13 protein-coding genes are annotated in these 13373 nt (G+C 66.7%); 7 read left to right on the plus strand and 6 right to left on the minus strand.

What is annotated here, in order from left to right; translation table 11 throughout:
- Positions 1-177: 177 nt before the first annotated feature.
- Positions 178-1134 carry an electron transfer flavoprotein subunit alpha/FixB family protein gene (locus ACIGKQ_RS01985; protein WP_235722527.1) on the minus strand — a complete coding sequence of 319 codons (957 nt, stop codon included), beginning with the start codon at positions 1132-1134 and terminating at the stop codon, positions 178-180.
- A gap of 58 nt (positions 1135-1192) precedes the next feature.
- Positions 1193-1978, minus strand: coding sequence for an electron transfer flavoprotein subunit beta/FixA family protein (locus ACIGKQ_RS01990; RefSeq protein WP_235722526.1), 786 nt, complete (start codon positions 1976-1978; stop codon positions 1193-1195).
- A gap of 198 nt (positions 1979-2176) precedes the next feature.
- Between ACIGKQ_RS01990 and ACIGKQ_RS01995 the strand changes: the two genes are divergently transcribed.
- The 4 genes from ACIGKQ_RS01995 to ACIGKQ_RS02010 are packed head-to-tail and all read left to right on the plus strand — an operon-like array spanning position 2177 to position 6532.
- Complete coding sequence (locus tag ACIGKQ_RS01995; RefSeq protein ID WP_235722524.1) at positions 2177-2944, plus strand: bifunctional 2-polyprenyl-6-hydroxyphenol methylase/3-demethylubiquinol 3-O-methyltransferase UbiG; 768 nt, start codon at positions 2177-2179, stop codon at positions 2942-2944.
- Between the two features lie 17 nt (positions 2945-2961).
- Entirely contained in the window at positions 2962-4536 is a 1575-nt protein-coding gene (locus tag ACIGKQ_RS02000) for a glycoside hydrolase family 57 protein (protein WP_235722786.1), read from the plus strand.
- 19 nt (positions 4537-4555) lie between these two features.
- Entirely contained in the window at positions 4556-5857 is a 1302-nt protein-coding gene (locus tag ACIGKQ_RS02005) for a glycosyltransferase family 4 protein (RefSeq protein WP_235722522.1), read from the plus strand.
- Positions 5858-5866: 9 nt separating this feature from the next.
- A complete protein-coding gene (locus tag ACIGKQ_RS02010; protein ID WP_235722520.1) occupies positions 5867-6532 on the plus strand; it encodes an AIM24 family protein in 666 nt (221 codons plus the stop codon).
- A gap of 17 nt (positions 6533-6549) precedes the next feature.
- On the opposite strand, the gene ACIGKQ_RS02015 is transcribed toward ACIGKQ_RS02010, so the two are convergent.
- Entirely contained in the window at positions 6550-7296 is a 747-nt protein-coding gene (locus ACIGKQ_RS02015) for an acyltransferase (RefSeq protein WP_235722518.1), read from the minus strand.
- Between the two features lie 97 nt (positions 7297-7393).
- On the opposite strand from ACIGKQ_RS02015, the gene ACIGKQ_RS02020 reads away from it, so the two are divergent.
- Entirely contained in the window at positions 7394-8749 is a 1356-nt protein-coding gene (locus ACIGKQ_RS02020; RefSeq protein ID WP_235722516.1) for a PQQ-binding-like beta-propeller repeat protein, read from the plus strand.
- Positions 8750-8793: 44 nt separating this feature from the next.
- Here ACIGKQ_RS02020 and ACIGKQ_RS02025 read toward each other — a convergent pair whose 3' ends face one another.
- Entirely contained in the window at positions 8794-10017 is a 1224-nt protein-coding gene (locus ACIGKQ_RS02025; RefSeq protein ID WP_396572097.1) for a class I SAM-dependent methyltransferase, read from the minus strand.
- Positions 10018-10084: 67 nt separating this feature from the next.
- On the opposite strand from ACIGKQ_RS02025, the gene ACIGKQ_RS02030 reads away from it, so the two are divergent.
- Complete coding sequence (locus tag ACIGKQ_RS02030) at positions 10085-10444, plus strand: hypothetical protein (protein WP_396572098.1); 360 nt, start codon at positions 10085-10087, stop codon at positions 10442-10444.
- A 69-nt stretch (positions 10445-10513) separates the two neighbouring features.
- Here the strand turns inward: ACIGKQ_RS02030 and ACIGKQ_RS02035 are convergent, their stop codons facing one another.
- Both ACIGKQ_RS02035 and ACIGKQ_RS02040 read right to left on the minus strand, forming a co-directional pair.
- Complete coding sequence (locus ACIGKQ_RS02035) at positions 10514-11491, minus strand: class I SAM-dependent methyltransferase (RefSeq protein WP_235722511.1); 978 nt, start codon at positions 11489-11491, stop codon at positions 10514-10516.
- A 40-nt stretch (positions 11492-11531) separates the two neighbouring features.
- Complete coding sequence (locus tag ACIGKQ_RS02040) at positions 11532-12320, minus strand: enoyl-CoA hydratase/isomerase family protein (RefSeq protein ID WP_235722509.1); 789 nt, start codon at positions 12318-12320, stop codon at positions 11532-11534.
- Between the two features lie 57 nt (positions 12321-12377).
- Here ACIGKQ_RS02040 and ligD point away from each other — a divergent pair, with 57 nt between their 5' ends.
- On the plus strand, positions 12378-13361 hold the full coding sequence (gene ligD, locus ACIGKQ_RS02045; RefSeq protein WP_396572101.1) for a non-homologous end-joining DNA ligase: 984 nt from the start codon (positions 12378-12380) through the stop codon (positions 13359-13361).
- Positions 13362-13373: the final 12 nt, after the last annotated feature.

Genomic DNA, 13373 nt, shown 5'->3' on the forward strand with positions numbered 1-13373 from the left:
ACCTGATGACACCGACGTCGAACGACCTGATCGCCACATCGACGTTGCGTGTCGGTGCGCGCGTGGTGAACACCCGGCACTCGCCCCGGGTAGACGACGGTGGCCCCCGACGTGTCGGTATCGACACATCGGGGGCCACCGGGGTTCGCTTGGCTCAGCTTCGTGAGCCGATCAACCTCACTTGCGCTTCTTGACCTCTTCGGTCAGCTGCGGTGCGACGTTGAACAGATCGCCGACGACGCCGTAGTCGGCGATCTCGAAGATCGGCGCCTCTTCGTCCTTGTTGACCGCGACGATGGTCTTCGAGGTCTGCATGCCGGCACGGTGCTGGATGGCACCGGAGATGCCGAGCGCGACGTAGAGCTGCGGCGACACCGTCTTACCGGTCTGACCGACCTGGAACTGACCGGGGTAGTACCCGGAATCCACCGCGGCACGCGATGCGCCGACGGCGGCACCGAGGGAATCGGCGAGCTCCTCGATCACCGAGAACTTCTCGGCGCTGCCGACGCCACGGCCACCGGAGACCACGATCGAGGCCTCGGTGAGTTCCGGACGGTCGCCACCGACGTTCGGCTCCACCTTGGTGATCTTCACGACGCCGTCTTCTTGCGCCGGGACCTCGACGTCGACGCGCTCGCCGGCACCGGCCTGCGGAGCCGCCTCGACGCCACCCGGACGGACCGAGAAGACCGGGACGTCGCCCTTGGCCTGGGCGTCGACGGTGAATGCGCCACCGAAGATGGAGTGGATACCCACCGCACCCTCCTTGACGTCGACCACGTCGGCGAGCACGCCCGAGCCCAAGCGCACGGCCAGCCGTCCGGCGATCTCCTTGCCGTCCGGGGTGGCCGCGACCAGGATGCCGGCCGGCGAGGCCTGCTCGGCGACCGACGCGAGCACGTCGACCTGCGGGGTGACGAGGTAGGCCGCCGCATCGTCGGATTCGGCGACGTAGATCTTCTCCGCGCCGGCTTCCTTGAGACCGTCGACGATACCGTCGGCCGATCCCGGCTTGCCGACCACGACGGCCGACGGGGTGCCGAGCGCACGGGCGGCGGTGATGAGTTCGCTGGTGACCTTCTTCAGGGCGCCTTCGGCGTCCTGCTCCACGAGCACGAGTACTTCAGCCATGTTTCTTCTATCTCCTGAATGTCTGGGTTGTCGCTGGTGATGTCAGGGCCCGTGCGGACTAGATGATCTTCTGCGACACCAGGTACTCGGCGACCTTGGTGCCACCATCGCCCTCGTCGCTGACGCGCTCACCGGCGGTCTTCGGCGGTTTCGGAGCGGAGGCGGTCACCTGGCTGCCGGCGTTCTCCAGGCCCACGTCGCCGGCCTCGACATCGATCTCGGCGAGGGTGACGACCTGAACTTCCTTCTTCTTCGCGGCCATGATGCCCTTGAACGACGGGAACCGCGGCTCGTTGATCTTCTCGTTCACGCTCACGATGGCCGGGAGATCGGCCTCGATGTGGAAGATGCCGTCGTCGGTCTCGCGCTCACCCTTGAGGGTCTCGCCCTCGACGGTGAGCTTGCGCAGATGAGTCAGGTGCGGGAGCTCCAGGTACTCGGCGATCATCGCCGGGATCGCACCCACGCGGCCGTCGGTGGCCTCGTTGCCTGCGATGACCAGCTCGACACCCTCGACCGTGCCGAGCGCACGGGCCAGCACATAAGCGGTCTGGACGGCGTCGGAGCCGTGCATCTGATCGTCCTTGATGTGGATCGCCTTGTCGGCACCCATCGACAGCGCCTTGCGGATGGCCTCGGTGGCGCGCTCAGGGCCGGCGGTCATCACGGTGACCTCGCCGCCGTCGGCTTCCTTGATCTTCAGGGCCTCCTCGACCGCGCGCTCGTTGATCTCGTCGAGAACGGCGTCGGCGGCCTCACGGTCCAGGGTGAAATCCCCATCGGTCAGCTTGCGCTCGGACCACGTATCAGGAACCTGCTTGATCAGAACGACAATGTTTGTCATGGGTCTGCGTCGACCTCCTGCGTCGGTTTCAACATCTTACTGCCCAGTAAGTTGCTATCGGTCTCCCCTACTTTAGCGTCTGCTCGGTTGGCACAAAACATCGCCTACCTCACATAACGCGCGGGCCGATCGGCTGCGGCGGCGGTCGCGGCAAGCATGAACGTTGAGTGGGGATGCCCACCTACTACTGTCGTGGGGATGAGCGAGTCACACGACACCCTCGCGGTGACCGGCGAGCGGACCGTCCCAGGGATCGCCGAGGAGAATTACTGGTTCCGGCGGCACGAGGTGGCCTACGCCCACGTCCTCGATCGCTGCGCAGGTGCCGATGTACTCGAGGCGGGTTCCGGCGAGGGCTACGGCGCGGCGATGCTCGCCGAGGTGGCGCGGTCGGTGGTCTGCGTCGACTACGACGAGGCCGCGGTCTCCCACACCCGTCGCCGCTACCCCGGCCTGACGGTGCACCAGGGCAACCTGATCGATCTGCCGCTGCCCGCCGACTCGGTGGACGTGGTGATCAATTTCCAAGTGATCGAACACCTGTGGGATCAGGGCGCGTTCGTCGCCGAGTGTCGCCGGGTCCTGCGACCGGGTGGGCGACTGCTCATCTCCACCCCGAATCGCATCACCTTCTCGCCGGGCCGTGATACCCCGCTCAATCCGTTCCACACCCGCGAGCTCGACGCCACGGAGCTACGCGAACTGCTGATCGAGGGCGGACTCGCCGTGGAGTCGATGCACGGGGTGTACCACGGCGCCGAACTGGGCGCGCTCGACGCGAAATGGGGTGGGTCGGTGATCGATGCTCAGATCGACCGTGCGCTGGCCGGTCAGCAGTGGCCTGCCGAGCTCGTTGCCGATGTGGCCGCAATCCGCCTGACCGACTTCGAGATCCGCGATGCGGCGGCACCTGAGGTGGACATCGACGCCAGTCTCGACCTCCTCGCTGTCGCCGTACGACCGTGACCCGCAGTACCGTCGACGTGACCTCGTCCGCGCAACCGGTTCCGGGACAGTTTTGCCTGGTGCTGCACTCGCACCTGCCATGGCTGGCCAACCACGGCCGCTGGCCGGTCGGCGAGGAATGGCTGTACCAATCGTGGGCCGGTTCGTATCTGCCGCTGTTCGCGATGCTGCGCCGCCTCGCCGATGCCGGTGCCACCGACCAACTCTCACTGGGCATCACACCGGTGTTGGCCGCGCAGCTCGACGACCCGCAGTGCACCAATTCGATGCACGAGTGGCTCGCGGACTGGCATCTGCGGGCCACGGCGGCCGCGGCCGATGGTGACCGGACCCGCCGCGATCTGGGCACCCGGGAATTCCGTGCCTCCCGAGCCGCCCTCACCGACTTCGAGATGCACTGGCGCCACGGCGGCAGCCCGCAGATCCGCGCGTTGGCATCGGCGGGAGTCGTGGAGATCCTGGGCGGGCCGCTGGCCCACCCGTTCGCCCCGCTGCTCGACGGCCGGCTGCGCCAGTTCTCGCTACGCGAGGGGCTGGCCGACGCGCGCACACGCTGGGCCATCGACCCGGCCGGGATCTGGGCCCCGGAATGCGCCTTCGCCCCCGGAATGGAAACCGAGTACGCCGCAGCCGGGGTCGGACACTTCATGGTGGACGGGCCGACGCTCCGCGGCGACACCGCCCTCGGCCGACCTGTCGGCGGCTCCGACGTCGTCGCATTCGGCCGGGACCTGGCCGTCAGTTACCGGGTGTGGTCACCCCGATCGGGCTATCCGGGGCACGCCGCGTACCGGGACTTTCATACCTACGACCACCTGACCGGCCTCAAACCGGCCCGGGTGACCGGACGCACGGTGGCCGCCGAGGACAAGAAACCCTACGACCCCGCAGGCGTGGACCCGATCATCGACCGACACGTCGATGATTTCGTCGACCACGTACGTCGTCGGCTCATCGACGAATCGGCTCGGTTGGGCCGTCCCGCACTGGTGGTGGCCGCGTTCGACACCGAGTTGTTCGGACATTGGTGGCACGAGGGTCCGGTCTGGCTCGAGCGGGTGCTGCACCGCCTGCCGCAGGCCGGCATCCGGGTCGGCACCCTCGACTCCGCGCGACGGAACGGTCTCGTGGGTGCCCCCGTGGATCTGGCCGCATCGTCGTGGGGATCGGGCAAGGATTGGCGCGTCTGGAACGGTCCCCAGGTCGACCACCTGGTGGCGCTCAACGCCGAGGTCACCGAGACCGCGTTGGCGGCGGTGGACAAGCTGATCGAGCCGGTGGCCCTCGGCGCGGGCGCCGGGTATCGGGGCGGACGCAACCGCGTCGCCGATCAGATCGTGCGGGAGACGCTGCTCACGGTGTCATCGGACTGGCCGTTCATGGTCTCCAAGGACACGGCTGCGCATTACGCTGTGGAACGGGCGCACAAACATGCGCACGCAACCCGGGAGATCTGCGACGCCGCACTCCGCGGCCGGGTCGACCTCGCCGAGCGACTCGCCCGCAACTGGTCTCGGGCCGACAATCTGTTCGCCGGGCTGGACGCGCGGCGACTGTACACCGCCACGCCGCCGGGTGGCTCGGGCGCGTGAGCGCGATGGGGGATGCCAGATGAGGGTGCTGATCGTCTCGTGGGAGTACCCACCGGTCGTGGTGGGTGGCCTCGGTCGGCATGTGCATCAGCTGACCACCGAACTCGCACTCGCCGGCCACGATGTGGTGGTGTTGACGCGGCGCCCCACGGGCACCGACGCGGTCAGCCACCCCACCACCGACACCCGGACCGACGGCGTTCGGGTGATCGCCGCCGCGGAGGATCCGCCGGAGTTCGATTTCGGCCAGGACATGATGGCCTGGACCCTGGCGATGGGACATGCGCTGATCCGAGCCGGCATGACCGCGTTCGGCGGACGCCGAGATTTGACCGGCGCATCACCGTGGGTACCCGATGTGGTGCACGCTCATGACTGGCTCGTCGCCCACCCGGCTGTGGCCCTGGCCGAGTTCTTCGACGTCCCCCTGGTGTCCACGATCCATGCCACCGAGGCCGGCCGGCACAGCGGCTGGGTGAGCGGGCCAACCAATCGGCAGGTGCATTCGGTGGAGTGGTGGCTTGCGCACGAATCGGATTCGCTGATCACCTGTTCGACGTCGATGCGCGACGAGGTCGGTCGCCTCTTCGGTCCGGACATCGCTGATGTGTCGGTGATCCACAACGGCATCGACATCCGCACCTGGCCGTTCGCCCCGCGGCCACCGGTATCCGGACCGCCCGAGCTGTTGTTCGCGGGCCGCCTCGAGTACGAGAAGGGGGTGCAGGATCTCATCGCCGCGATGCCCCGCATCCGGCGCACCCACCCCGGCACCACCCTGACCGTTGCCGGCACCGGCACTCAGCTGGACTGGCTGGTCGACGAGGCCCGACGCCACCGGGTCGCCAAGTCGGTACGTTTCCTCGGCGCCGTCGACCACGACGGACTCGTGGATCTGATGCACCGATGTGCCGCCATCGTGTTGCCGAGTCGATATGAGCCGTTCGGCATCGTGGCTCTGGAGGCAGCGGCCACCGGTATCCCGCTGATCGTGTCGTCGGCGGGCGGCCTGGGTGAGGCGGTGTCGGATCCCACCACCGGGCTCACCTTCGCACCCGGTGACATCGCCGGGCTCTCCGCTGCCGTGCGGGCGGGTCTCGCGGACCCGGCCGCGGCAGCCGTACGCGCTCGCCGTGCACGGGAACGACTCACCGTCGAGTTCTCCTGGGCGGAGGTGGCCGAACGGACCGCCGGGGTGTATCTCGCCGCCAAACGACGCGTTCGTCATCCGGTCGGTAGACCACACATCCCGCAACGACCGTTGCCCGAGCGTGATCCTGCACAACCGACAGTGAGCGCCGACACCGCACCCGACAGCTGAGGAGTCATCGTGCGCAGTCCCATCTTCGATCAGGTCAACCAGGAGAAGCAGAGCGCGCAGCGCTGGACCTTGCAGTCGGACAAGATGTTGCGACTCGGCTTCGGCCCGGAGGCATTGGCCGCCAAGGGTGCGATGGTGGCCTATCAAGGTCAGTTCGACTTCGCCCACGAAGGCTCGGGGTCGATGTCGAACTTTCTGAAGAAGGCGGTCACCAACGAGGGTGGGCAACTGATGCGGGTGCGCGGGCAGGGCGAGGTCTTCTTCGCCCGATCCAACAGCACTGTGTTCACCATCGACCTCGAGGGCGACTCCCTCACCATCAACACGTCGAGTCTGCTCGCCTTCGACGCGTCTCTCGACTGGAAGATCACCTCGATCGGAAACGCCGGCATGCTCGCCGGCGGGTTGTTCAACCTGACTCTCGGCGGCCACGGCACCGTCGGAATCGCCAGCGATGGACCGCCGATGATCCTCGACTGCTCGGTTCAGCCCACCTTTGTCGACCCGCAGGCGGCGGTGTGCTGGTCGAGCACCCTGTCCCCGGGCCTGAAGAACGACTTCAAGCTCGGTTCGCTGATCGGTCGCGGCTCCGGGGAATCGTTTCAGCTGGCGTTCCACGGACCTGGGTTCGTCGTCGTCCAACCGAGTGAAGGTGTGGCACCCGGAGCTCACTGACCCCGGGGGCATCGGGCTCACGAATCGTGTGTTTGCGCCTTCTTGCGTTCGATGTCGGCCAATGCCCGCTCGAGTTCGGCCCGCTGCTGCGCTGACTGCGCCCAATCGTCCTGACGATTCTTCACGACCCGTGCCGGGGCGCCGACGGCGATCGAATAGTCCGGGATCACCCCACGCACCACCGCATGTGAGCCGAGTACACATCCCCGGCCCACGATCGTGTTGCGCAGCACCGACACCTTCGCCGCGACCCAGGTGTCCGGGCCGATGCGCACTGGTCCCTTGACGATGCCCTGATCCTTGATGGGCAACGTGATGTCGTCCATCTTGTGGTCGAAGTCGCAGATGTAGCACCAGTCGGCGATCAGGGTGGACCCGCCGATCTCGAGGTCGAGGTACGAATTCACCACGTTGTTGCAGCCGAAGACGGTCTTGTCGCCGATGCGCAGGCTGCCCTCATGACAACGGATCGAGTTGCCATCCCCGATGTGGACCCAGCGGCCGATCTCCAGCCGTGACATCTCCGGGGTCGCATGGATCTCCACGTTGCGTCCGAGAAACACCATGCCCCGCAGCACCACGTGGGGGTTCGCGAGCCGAAATCGCGCCAGCCGGTAGTAACGAACCAGGTACCACGGGGTGTAGGCACGATTGCGCTTCACCCAGCGCAACGAGTCGAGGGTGAGGAAACGGGCCTGCGCCGGATCACGCCGGCGCCCTGCCCGCAGGCGCGAGCGGTAGGAGGCATTCCACATCGTGGTCATGTCGACAAACCCTAATCGAGAACCGTTCGGGCCCACGTTAGGCTCTGAGACTGGCACGTCGACCGACGGGGCAACCGCGACCAGAACAGGAGCGCCGATGGCTGCAGCAGCCCCGGTGGGTGAGGGTGCTCGCACCGAGAACGCACGCCGCACGCCGATGATCGTCGCGACGATCCTGGCGAGTGTGGTGGCGGTGCTGGTGACCTCGTGTTCGGACGGCCACATCGACATCCGCTCGGTGGCGAGCGCGGGATGGTCGAGCTATGGCGGCAACGCCGCCAACTCCAACTTCGCCTATCCCGCGGTGCCCGAAGATCTCGAACTGAGCTGGACGCGCCCCACCGGCGGCCCGGTGACCGCACCGCTCACCATCTCCGGCAACGGCAACGTGGGTGTCACATCGAGCACCGCGAACGGCTGCAACCTGCTGATCCTCGATCCGCGCAACGGCCGCAAGAACTTCTGCAAGAGAATGCGGACGGGCACCGAGGTGAACTCGTTGCTCGTCGACCAGTTCGATCAACCGTACGTCGGTGAGGAGTCGATGTTCCTGGCGTTCAGCGCCGGTGGCGCGATCCGCTGGCGGATGCCGATGATCGGGGTGCCGCTGTCGGCGAAGTTCGCCGCTCCCGGCGAGGTTCTGGTGGCGACCACCCAAGGTCAACTCCTGCTGCTGAATTCGCAGACCAGCGACTTCACCGCGCCGGAGGTCCGGTTGCGTACGGACATGAACCCCGACGACCCGACCTTCGGGTTCGGCGAATGCGTCACCAACGGACCGCGCTGCGCCATCCCCGCACCCCCGGCGGTGGACACCGCCAATGAACGCTTCTTCGTGAACTTCTGGCCGCAGGGTGCCATCGCCTCGCAGATCCGCGCGATGAGCTACGCCACCGAGGACGGTGGGCGCACGATGCGCGAGATCTGGCATGCCGATGTGCCGGGCGGTGTGATCGGGGCGCCGACGCTGTCGGCAGACGGTTCGACCGTGTACGCGTTCAGTCGCCTCGGCCGGATCGTGGCCATCGACGCGGCGTCGGGCGCCACCCGGTGGACGTACGACAACGGCGGTTACGGCTTCGCGACGATGAGCGTGTCACCCGACGGGCTCATCATCCCCACGGGCGTTCTCGGCGCACCGTTGACCCTGCTGCGCGATGCCGGTGATCACGCCGAACAGGTGTGGCAGCGCGACGATCTCGCTGTGGTCAGCCTGTCCACCCTGACCGACCAGGACACCGCATGGACGGTGGTGCGCGACGAGGGCAAGGACTCGTTGTCGCTCACGGAGGTCTCCGCAGCGGACGGCACCACCATGCGCACGCTGCCCCTGCCCGAATCCGTCGGATTCGCCACCGGAGTCGCGGTATCGCCGTGGGGCCAGATCGCCACCGCGACCAATATCGGCAAGGTCTACTTCTTCGACAGCAAGGCATCGATCGAAAGCCGGTAGGGCCGGGAACACGATGGCGTGGCGGGCCGCTCCGGCGTCGCAGCCTAGATGAGGCCAGGTGTTCGCACGCCCGGTTCACACAGGTAGGCGACACCACGACGCCCTACCCTCGTGAGAATAATGGCCAGCGCGCGTGCACCCTTGAGTTTGAGCCGTTTTCGTAGCTCGTCGGGGTTCACGTCGAGTCCGCGAACGAGGATCTCGAGGGTGCCACAGTCGTAGGCGGCAAGGCGACGTCGCAACTCCTTGTCCGCTACGCCGCACGCCTCGAGGACGCGGAAACCACGTTCACCCGACGGGACTCGAGTCCCGGTCAGGTACGCGATCTGCGGATCGAGCTGCCACAGACCGTGGCGCCGAGCGTAATGACGCACCAGACCGGCACGCACAATGGCACCGTCGGGATCGATGATCCACTCCCCCACCTCGCCGCCGCCGATGTCGTCGGCATCGGCGTCGGTGACCTCGTAGGACTGCACGGAACCATCCGGCTCGGTGCGCATCACGGTGGCACGGCGGCGCGGCTCACCGTCACGGTCGGTCCACAGACATGCCTCACGGACTGCGCCGTCGAGCGACGAGAGCTGCACCTGCCCGTCGAAGCCGTACAGGTCCCGCAACGTCTGGTAGTCAAGTCCCGGAGCACATTTCACCGCAAGGGGACGCCCCGAATACGTTGTCAACACGTCGAGCAGCGGCGGCGTGAGCTGGTCGAGCCGGAACACCCGTCCGGCGCCCGAGCGCCGGCCCGGATCGGCGACGATGACATCGGCGGTCGAGGTCGGCGAGAGCGCGTCGGCGACGAGTAGGGTGGCCGGCGGACCGTCGAGGCCCGTGTTGTGCTGCGCCATCGCGAGACGTGTGTGGTCGAGATCGCTGCCGATGACACCCGAGATCTGTGGTTGTGCAGCAAGTTCCATCATTTCCGCGCCGATCGAGCAGGTGACGTCGTGTACCACTGCACCGGGATGGCGTGCCGCGATCTCCGTCGCGCGGTGCGCCGCGACCGGAGAGGCGGTCGCCTGCTGCACTGCGTCCTCCGTGAACAACATCCGTTCGGCGACACGTAGTTTCGTCTTCCCCCGTCGACGACACAACACGGTTTCGACGATGGCGCCGTCGCGCGGCGCGAATCGCGCACGGAGGTCGGCGACGTCACGCAGCATCGACGACGCAGACAGCTCCAGCGCAGACGCACTCGCGAGAGCCTCGGCGCCGTGACGCGACCGCAGGAACGACACATCATCGTCCGTGAATCGATATCCCATCGACCACCATCTTTCCCGAGGAACCGACGAGTTACGAGTTAGGTTAGCCTAAGGAAAGATCCGTTCCATGAGACGTTCCGTAGCCGTATCCTTTCTCGCTGCCGCCGTAGCCGGGACTGCACTCGCCGCCGGCTCCGGACCCGCACACGCACAGGTCGAGGACGGCACCTACGAATTCTGTGTGCAGACCCGCTACGGCAGTTCGGTTGAGCCGGGACCGTGTCAGATCTATCGGGTCGTCGGCGACGAGCTCATCGGCCCGGCCGGGACACCCCTTGCTCTCACCCACACCCCGACCGGTGGATACGCGGAGATACCACCGGTCAGCCGCCTCGTCATGATCAAGACCCAGGACGGTTACCGTGCCATCAACACGGTGCTCGGAGTCCCGGTTGCGTCGTCGACCCTCAATCCCGTCGACAACTGACACCACGCGAGACGTTCCCCACACCTGCCGCAGGTGTGGGGAACGTTCTGCGCGGTACCCGACCGGTGGTCAACCACCCGGCTTGATACCGGTGACGATCGCGTTATAGAAGAACTTGGGCGGCACCACTTTCCGGAGGACCTTCTCGTCCAGCCAGGACAGTCGCTTCCACCCGTTGAAGGCAAACATCGCCCAGCCCCAGCCGAGCTTGCCGGGCGGGACGGCCGCCTCGAAGGTGCGTACCGGCCAACCGAGCATCGCGGCGGCGAGCTCCTCGGTGGCGGTGTCGACCTGGGTCGCGCCTGCGCTGCGTGCCATTCGTTCGAGATCGGCCGGATCGAAAGTGTGGATATCGACGACGGCCTCCAACGCGGCCGCTCGCGACGACTCGTCGAGTTCCTCCTGCGGTCGGCGCCACGACTTCAGGGGCCCCAGTTTCGTCACGTTGGTCGCCGCTGCCCAGGTGGCGCGACTCATCCAGCGTGCGTAGAAGTCACCGATGGTGGTGGGTTCGCCGGCGAACACGAAACGCCCACCGGGCTTCAGCACCCGCAGTACCTCCCGCAAGGCCTGTTCGACATCCGGGATGTGATGCAGCACGGCATGGCCGACGACGAGATCGAAGGTGTTGTCGTCATACGGGATTCGCTCGGCATCGGCCACTCGGCCGTCGACGTCGAGCCCGAGGTTCTCCGCGTTGCGCAGGGCGACCTTCACCATGCCCGGCGACAGGTCGGTGACCGATCCCTTCGTGGCGACCCCCGACTGCATCAGGTTCAGCAGGAAGAAACCGGTGCCGCAACCGAGTTCCATGGCCCGCTCATACGGCAGTGGTTGATCTGCGGCGACCGCGTCGAATCGGCCGCGCGCATAGTCGATGCAGCGCTCGTCGTAGGAGATCGACCACTTGTCGTCGTAGGTCTCGGCCTCCCAGTCGTGGTAAAGCACTTGCGCGAGCTTGGTGTCGGCCAGGGCGGCGCGCACCTGCTCCTCAGTGGCGTGCGGGTTGGGTTCGGGGTCGGTCCCCGGGGTCACGTCGGTGGTCATGTGTGGGTTCTCCTGATGGTGGGGCGGGGGCGAAAGGAGCTCACTTGCCGGTGAATGCCGCCTTGCCGGGGCCGTTCTCGACAAACGACGCCATGCCGATCGCGCGGTCCTCGGTCGCGAACAGCGCCGCGAACAATTGCTCCTCGATCTTCAAACCCGTGGTGAGATCCACTCCGAGTCCCTGGTCCACGGCCTTCTTGCCGGCGGCGAGTGCGATGGCTGCTGCGTTGGCGAACTGTCCCGCCCAGGCGAGTGCGGTGTCGTAGACGTCGTCGGGTGCCACGACCTCGTCGACGAGCCCCATCTCCAGCGCCTCATCCGCGGCGACGAAACGCCCGGTGAAGATCATGTCCTTGGCCTTGGCCGGACCGATCAGCCGCGCCAGCCGCTGGGTTCCGCCGCCACCGGGGATCACACCCAGCAGGATCTCCGGCACGCCGAGCTTGGCGTTGTCGCCAGCAATGCGCCGGTCGGCGCCGAGTGCCACCTCGAGCCCACCGCCGAGTGCGTAGCCGGTGATGGCCGCGACCGTCGGTTTAGGGATCTCCGAGATGGCACCCAGCGCCGACTGCAGGCGGCCGGCCACCTTGCTCATCTGGGCGTAGGTCATCTCGTTCATCTCTTTGATGTCGGCACCAGCGGCGAGGACCTTCGGCCCGCCGTAGATGACGACGGCCTTGATGTCGTCGCGCACTGTCGCCTCGTCGGCAACAGCCGCGAGTTCGTTCTGTACCTGCCGGTTCAGCGCGTTCATGGGCGGACGGTTCAACCGGATGGTGCCGACTCCGGGATGATCGTCGGATGTCTCGAGTGTGACGAACTCAGCCATGGTCGAAGGCTACCGTTCGTCCGTCGCGACCGGGTGCGGAGGCCATACAGTTGGTCCATGGCCAAGGCCTCGAACGATGCCGGTGAACCGATCGAACTGCCGGTCGGTGACCGGATCATCCGGCTGTCCAGTCCGGAGCGCGTGTATTTCGCCGAGCGTGGCGAAACCAAGCGTGACCTCGCCGAGTATTACCTGGCAGTCGGCGACGGCATCGTCCGCGCGCTACGCGAACGACCATGCATGTTGCACCGATTTCCCCAAGGGGTCGACGGCAAGAAGGTGCACCAGAAGCGCATTCCGGCCGGTGCGCCCGACTGGCTCGAGACGGTCGAACTCTGGTTTCCGCGGTTCGGCCGTACCGCCGACGAACTATGTGTCACCGAGTTGGGCAGTGTGATCTGGGCGGTGCAGATGTCCACCGTCGAGTTCCATCCCTGGAACTCCCGACGCGACGATCTTGAGTCCCCCGACGAGTGGCGGATCGACCTCGATCCCATGCCCGATTGCCCGTTCTCTCGCATCCAGCGGGTCGCCCACGTCGTCGAAGAAGTGCTCGACGAACTCGGGATGCGCGGCTTCCCCAAGACCTCGGGCGGCCGTGGCCTGCATATTTATGTACGAATCGAACCAGAGTGGGGCTTCGCCGACGTACGTCGGGCCGCCCTGGCGTTCGCCCGCGAGATTGAGCGACGCGCACCCGACGACGTCACCACCACCTGGTGGCGCAAGGATCGCGACCCGACCGCGGTGTTCGTCGACTACAACCAGAACACCCGCGATCACACGATGGCCTCGGCTTACTCGGTGCGCGGCAACCCGCGCGGCACGGTGTCCGCACCGATCAGGTGGGACGAGATCGATGACATCGCTCCGGACGACTTCACCATCGCGACGATGCCGGAACGGTTCGTCGAGATCGGCGACCTGCACGCCGAGATCGACGACGTCGCCCACCGCCTCGACACGCTGCTGGAATGGGCCGACCGCGACGACATCGGCGTCGGAACCGATGAGCCCGACGTCATCGATATGGATCGGTGATCGCGCGGACGC

The organism is Gordonia sp. NPDC062954 (assembly GCF_044543825.1).
GTDB classification, from domain to species: domain Bacteria; phylum Actinomycetota; class Actinomycetes; order Mycobacteriales; family Mycobacteriaceae; genus Gordonia; species Gordonia tangerina.